Raw genomic sequence first — 6,136 nt, forward strand, 5'->3', positions numbered from 1 at the left:
CAGCTATTGCCCGAGCTGGCGATGCTCAAGGGCCGCGCGCTGGTCTGCAGCCAATAGGCGTCGGGGCCGATGCTGAAGCGCACCCACAGGCCGGGTGCCTCGTTGACGCTGCGCGCCACCACGGTGTCGGGCCCGAGCCGCCCGCGCAGCTCGGCGGCCAGCTGCTTGGCGAAAGCGCTGGTGTCATAGGCCTGCCAGCGGTCATGCGACTCGGCCACGCGCACCTGCACCGTCTCGCTGCGTGCCAGCGAGCTGAGCACGGCGACCCGGTTGATGCTGTCGGAGTCGGCCAGCGCAACCCGGCTCAGGTTGACCAGGCCAGCCAGTTGCTGGGCCGATTCCAGCGCCCGCGGCTCGGCCTCCAGCACCTTGAAGGTCTGCTGCCAGGCCAGCACGCCGCCGACCAGCAAGAGAGCCAAGAGCGCAAAAGTGCGCCAGAACAGATTGAGGGCCATCATGAGGCCCCCCGTCCGCGCAGGCGCGGCCGGCCAATCGGCATGCATGCCGACTGGCGCTTCAGCGGGATGTTCCCGAGCAGTCGGGAACATCTTTCCCGCCTACGCCCCCCCGTGGGGGCTCCGATGATCACGGGGGCTGCCCCGTGATCACATCGGCAGCCGCCGTTCTTGGGGCGGCCCGGCGAACGGCTTTGGCAAATAGGCATCAACAAACTCAGGCGGGGTTCTCGTCCGGCACAAACACATAACCGACACCCCAGACGGTCTGGATATAGCGCGGCTGGGCCGGGTCGGTCTCCAGCAGCTTGCGCAGACGCGAGACCTGCACATCCAGGCTGCGGTCAAAGGGCTCAAAGTCGCGGCCGCGCGCCAGCTGCGCCAGCTTGTCGCGGGTCAGCGGCTGGCGTGGGTGGCGCACCAGCGCCTTCAGCATCGAGAACTCGCCGGTGGTCAGCGGCAGGGCCTCGCCGCCGCGCGACAAGCGGCGCAGCGCCAGATCGAACTCGAAGGGCCCGAAATTCACCGTCATCGGCTCCTTGGACGGCGCGCCCGGCGCCTCCAGCGCCGGCCGGCGGCGCAGCACCGCATTGATGCGGGCCAACAGCTCGCGCGGGTTGAAGGGCTTGGACAGATAGTCGTCGGCACCCACCTCCAGGCCGACGATGCGGTCCACGTCTTCGACCTTGGCGGTCAGCATGATGATGGGGGTCAGGTCATTGGCGGCGCGCAGGCGGCGGCAGATGCTCAGGCCGTCTTCGCCCGGCAGCATCAGGTCAAGCACGATCAGGTCCACCGTTTCGCGGCTCAGTTGTTTGCTGAGTGCGCGGCCGTCCTCGGCCAGCAGGACCTCGAAGCCCTCTTGGCTCAGGTAGCGACGCAGCAGATCGCGGATGCGGGCGTCGTCGTCGACCACCAAGATGCGGTTGGGCCGGGTAGGGGGCGTGCTGGTCATGGCCTTCTGTCCTCGATTTGTAACAAAGCCATTGTCAGCGCCTTTGCGCATGTTTGAATGCCGCCCAGACGGCTGGTTACAGTTCATTAACATCTTGGCCTCGGCCGCAGGCAAATTCGTGCATTGCTGCTCGTACAGTGAGGCGCTGCGTGCCTGCACTGGCAGGGCGGTTTCAATCAATTGAGGGCTGGTGATGAAAAAAGTGATTTGCTTTGGCTGGATGGCGCTGACCTCTGCCGCCTTTGCGGCTGCCGATACGCTGCCCCGGGACCGGCTCAATTTGAGCGCCAGCGCCAGCGTGGACGTCACGCGCGATGTGCTCGGCATTGCCTTCTCGACCACCAGGGAGGGCAGCGACGCCGCCGTGGTGCAGGCGCAGCTGAAGCAGGCGCTGGACAGTGCCCTGGCCGAGGCCCGCAAGATCGGCAAGCCGGGCCAGGTCGAGGTGCAGACCGGCAATTTTTCGCTTTACCCGCGCTATGCGCCCAAGGGCGGCATCAATGGTTGGACCGGCAGCGCCGAGTTGCTGGTCGAGGGCAAGGACACGGCCGCGATTGCGCAACTGACCGGCCGTATCACCAGCATGAGCATTGCGCGGGTCGGCTACAGCTTGTCCAAGGAGCAGCGCGAGAAGGCCGAGGCCGAGGTGGTGGTACAGGCGATTGCGCTCTACAAAGCGCGCGCGGCCGACTATGCCAAGCAGTTTGGTTTCAACGGCTATTCAATCGGCGAGGTCACGGTGAATAGCTCGGAGCCCGGCCATATGCAGGAGGCCCGCCCGACGATGCGCTTCAAGGCGATGGCCTCGTCAACGGACGAGTCCTTGCCGGTCGAAGCCGGCAAGGCGACGGTCAGCGTGACGGTGAACGGTTCGGTGCTGATGACGGCACGTTGAATCTGCTTGCTAGGATGGGGCCATGGAGGTTTAAAACACTATGAGCGAACCGCAGTTGAAGTATCTGCAGTGTCTGAGCGGCACCGGCCTGCACCGGATGGCCTATTGGGAATGGGCCTACACCGGCGCCGGCGCAGTGAGCGCTGCGCCCGTGCTGGTGTGCGTGCACGGCCTGACCCGCCAGGGGCGTGACTTCGACAGCTTGGCGCGACGCATGAGCGACCGCTACCGGGTGATTTGCCCGGATGTGGTCGGGCGCGGCCGCTCGGACTGGCTGCTCAACCCGGCCGCCTATCAAATCCCCGGCTATGTCGCCGATATGGTGGTGCTGCTGGCGCGTCTGGATGTGGCGCAGGTGGACTGGGTCGGCACCTCGATGGGCGGGCTGATCGGCATGGGCCTGGCGGCCTTGCCCGCCAAACCCGCCGGTCTGGTGCGGCGCATGGTCTTGAATGATGTGGGGCCCGAGCTCAGCCTCGCGGCCTTGCAGCGCATCGGCGGCTATCTGGGTCAAAACATGCACTTCGACTCGGTGGCCGAGGGCAGCGCTTATCTAGCCAGCATCTCCCAAGGCTTTGGCCCGCACAGTGCGGCGCAATGGGCGGCCCTGTCGGCGCCGATGTTCAAGCCGGACGCCAGCGGGCAGGGCGCCAGCCTGCATTACGACCCCAAGATCGCCTTGCCCTTTGCGCAGGTGTCGGCCGAGTCAGCGCAGGCCGGCTCGGCCGCGCTGTGGCAGGTCTTTGACAGCTTGACTTGCCCGACCTTGCTGCTGCGCGGCGCCGAGTCCGACCTGCAGTCGGCGGCCACCGCGCAGGCGATGACGCAGCGCGGCCCGCGTGCGCGTCTGCATGAATTTGCCGGCGTCGGCCACGCACCGATGCTGGTGCAAGACGATCAGATCGAGGTGGTGCGGGAGTTTTTGGGAACGGTATGAAAACGGGTTTGATGGCCGGGCCTGAGCAGGCGGCCGCGATTGTCAGTTTGCTGGAGGTCGAGCCTACGCTGGAGCTCACGCCTGTTGGCGGTGCCGCATCCGGCGGCATGGCTCCGCTGGATGCGGTGGCCCGAGCACGCGCTTTTGCCGAGCCCTTGCTGGCCGGCCAGCCGCTGGACACCGGCGAGGATGCCCTGGTGCATGCCGACGGCGTGGCGGCCATTCTGGCCGGCATTGGTGCGGCGCCGGCGATGCAGGCGGCGTCCTATCTGGTCTACGCCGGCGACTTTTTGAATAAGCCTGAAGAGGTGGTCAGCAAGGCCTTCGGTGAGTCCTATGCCAGCCTGGTGATGCACACACGCCGGCTGGTGCAGATTCAGCGCGCGGCGCGTGAAGCGCAGGTGCATGTGGCGGCGCGCGCCGAACAGACCGAGCGGGTGCGCAAGATGCTGCTGGCCTTCTCGCGCGACCTGCGGGTGGTGTTGTTGCGCCTGGCCTCGCGCTTGCAGACCCTGCGCTTTTTTGCTTTGTCCAAGCTGCCCTGCCCGCCAAGCCTGGCGGCGGAGTCGCAGCAGGTGTTTGCGCCCTTGGCCAACCGGCTCGGTATCTGGCAGATCAAATGGGAGCTGGAGGATTTGTCCTTTCGCTTTTTGCAGCCGCAGGCCTACCGGGAGATCGCTCGCGCGCTGGATGAAACACGGGTCGGCCGCGAGCAGAGCATTGAAGCCGCACGCTCGGCGTTGCAGGCTGATTTGCTGGCCCAGGGCATAGCCGCCCAGGTGCAGGGGCGGCCCAAGCATCTGTACAGCATTCATAAAAAAATGCAGGGCAAACGGCTGGAGTTGGCGCGTGTGTTCGACCTGCGCGCCTTGCGCGTGGTGGTGCCCGCTGTGGCGGACTGTTATGCGGTGCTGAGCCGGCTGCATGAGCTGTACACGCCGGTCGAGGGTGAGTTCGATGACTACATCGCCAGGCCCAAGCCCAACGGCTACCAGTCGCTGCACACGGTGGTGCTGGGCGCCGACGGCCGGCCGGTCGAAGTGCAGATCCGCACCGCCGCCATGCATGAGCATGCCGAGCATGGTGTGGCGGCGCATTGGGCCTACAAGGAGGCCGGCGCGCGCGGCTATGCCGGCGTGGTCGCGGCCGGGGACTTTGAGGAGCAGGTCGCGCAGGCCCGCAAGTCGGTGCTGCGCCAGCTCTTGGCCTGGGAGCGCGACTTTGTCGAAACCGATGCGCAGGCGCTGTTCGATGACCGCATCTATGTCTTCACGCCGCAGGCCTCCATCGTCGAGCTGACCGCGGGCGCGACGGCGATCGACTTCGCCTACGCGGTGCACACCGATCTGGGTCACCGCTGCCGCGGCGCCAAGGTCGACGGCGCAATGGTGCCCTTGAACACCGCCTTGAAGAGCGGGCAGACGGTCGAGGTGACGGCGGCCAAGGAAGGCGGCCCCTCGCTGGACTGGCTGAATGCCGAGTTGGGCTATTTGCAGAGCCCGCGTTCGCGCACCAAGGTGCGGGCCTGGTTCAATGCCTTGGCGCAGCGCCAGACCGCGGCACGTGGGCGCGAGGCGGTCGAAAAACTGCTGCAGCGCGAGGGCAAGACGGCGGTCAAGCTGGAAGACCTGGCCGGCCGGCTCGGCTTCAAAACTGCCGACGCCTTGTTTGAGGTGGTCGGCAAGGACGAGTTTTCGCTGCGCAATATCGAGCAGCTGCTGCGCCCGCCGACGCCTGAGCCCGACGGCGATGAGCTGCTGGCGCAACGCCGCAGCAAGGCCGGCGCCACCACCCCGCGCGGCGGCGTGTTGGTGGTCGGCGTGGACTCCTTGCTGACCAATCTGGCGCGTTGTTGCCGGCCGGCGCCGCCCGATGTGATTGGCGGTTATGTGACGCGCGGCAAAGGCGTGGCGATTCACCGCATTGACTGCAGCAACTTCAGGCAGATGGCGGCAAAGGCGGCTGAGCGTCTGATTGAGGTGGAGTGGGGCGGGCGCCCGGGTGCGGCCGATGCCAAGGGCACGGGCGCGCAGTATCCGGTTGATGTGATTGTTGAGTCGAGCGAGCGCCAAGGCCTGCTGCGCGACGTGCTGGAGGTCTTTTCCAAAGAGAAGATGCATGTGGCGGCGGTCAATACCCAGACGCCCAAGGGCGGAGTGAGGGGCGTGGCGAAGTCCGCGCACAGCGACCACACGATCTGGACCAACTTCACCGTTGAGGTGGCCGATTCCGGGCGCTTGGCCCAGGTACTGCGCCATGTGGCGATGGTGGGTGGCGTGCGTTCCGCCCGAAGAAAATAGAGCCAATTATCCGGAAAGCTTGCCGGACCCCAAAAAGCGGGCTATACTGCGAAGCTCTTGAGGCGCGTAGCTCAGCTGGTTAGAGCACCACCTTGACATGGTGGGGGTCGTTGGTTCGAGTCCAATCGCGCCTACCAAAATACGAAAGTAAGACGGTAGGCGTTACCTTCAAGTAACGTTGAAACAAAAAGCCCGGTAGATCACAGATCTGCCGGGCTTTATGCTTTGTATTCAACGAGCTACGTTAACTTCTTGGCGTCTTTCCTTGGCGGCTTTCCTTGGCGTCTTTCCGTGGTAACCCCCGAGGTTCACGCGCTAGCCGCCCCCACTTCCATCAGTGGGTGAACGCTGGGTGTGCAGCGCCGCAGCGAATGCCTGTTGGATCACCATTGGATCAACTGTCAAGCATTGATCCAGCGCGCAGGCGTGTGGTTAAGGTACTTCCTGGATGCTCGTGACCATCCCAGGCCCGGTCGGTGCCCGGCGTTCGCGAAGAAACAGTTTTGGGCTACAAGGCGATCAACCGCTTTGTGCGCACGCCAACAGCTGCTCCGCAACCTGAAGTGCAGCCCTTGCTTGACCTTGGTCAGACGA

Annotated in this window: 4 protein-coding genes, 1 tRNA gene and 1 pseudogene; 4 read left to right on the forward strand and 2 right to left on the reverse strand. The window is 65.4% G+C overall.

Annotation, left to right across the window (positions count from 1 at the left end; all coding sequences use genetic code 11):
* Both RMO57_RS13155 and ompR read right to left on the reverse strand, forming a co-directional pair.
* A pseudogene (locus tag RMO57_RS13155) lies at positions 1–458 on the reverse strand (two-component sensor histidine kinase); the annotation flags it as partial.
* Between the two features lie 214 nt (positions 459–672).
* Positions 673–1,410: a two-component system response regulator OmpR gene (ompR, locus tag RMO57_RS13160; RefSeq protein WP_310387297.1), complete on the reverse strand. Its 738-nt coding sequence runs from the start codon at positions 1,408–1,410 to the stop codon at positions 673–675.
* Positions 1,411–1,603: 193 nt separating this feature from the next.
* Between ompR and RMO57_RS13165 the strand changes: the two genes are divergently transcribed.
* From RMO57_RS13165 to RMO57_RS13180, 4 genes are all read left to right on the forward strand, one after another.
* A complete protein-coding gene (locus RMO57_RS13165; RefSeq protein ID WP_310387298.1) occupies positions 1,604–2,305 on the forward strand; it encodes an SIMPL domain-containing protein in 702 nt (233 codons plus the stop codon).
* A gap of 40 nt (positions 2,306–2,345) precedes the next feature.
* Positions 2,346–3,242, forward strand: a complete 897-nt coding sequence (locus RMO57_RS13170; protein ID WP_310387300.1) for an alpha/beta hydrolase — start codon at positions 2,346–2,348, stop codon at positions 3,240–3,242.
* Between the two features lie 11 nt (positions 3,243–3,253).
* A complete protein-coding gene (locus RMO57_RS13175; RefSeq protein ID WP_414896423.1) occupies positions 3,254–5,542 on the forward strand; it encodes a RelA/SpoT family protein in 2,289 nt (762 codons plus the stop codon).
* 60 nt (positions 5,543–5,602) lie between these two features.
* Positions 5,603–5,679, forward strand: a tRNA-Val gene (locus RMO57_RS13180).
* The last annotated feature ends 457 nt before the right edge of the window (positions 5,680–6,136 follow it).

This window comes from Roseateles sp. (genome assembly GCF_031397715.1).
Lineage (GTDB): Bacteria > Pseudomonadota > Gammaproteobacteria > Burkholderiales > Burkholderiaceae_C > Paucibacter_A.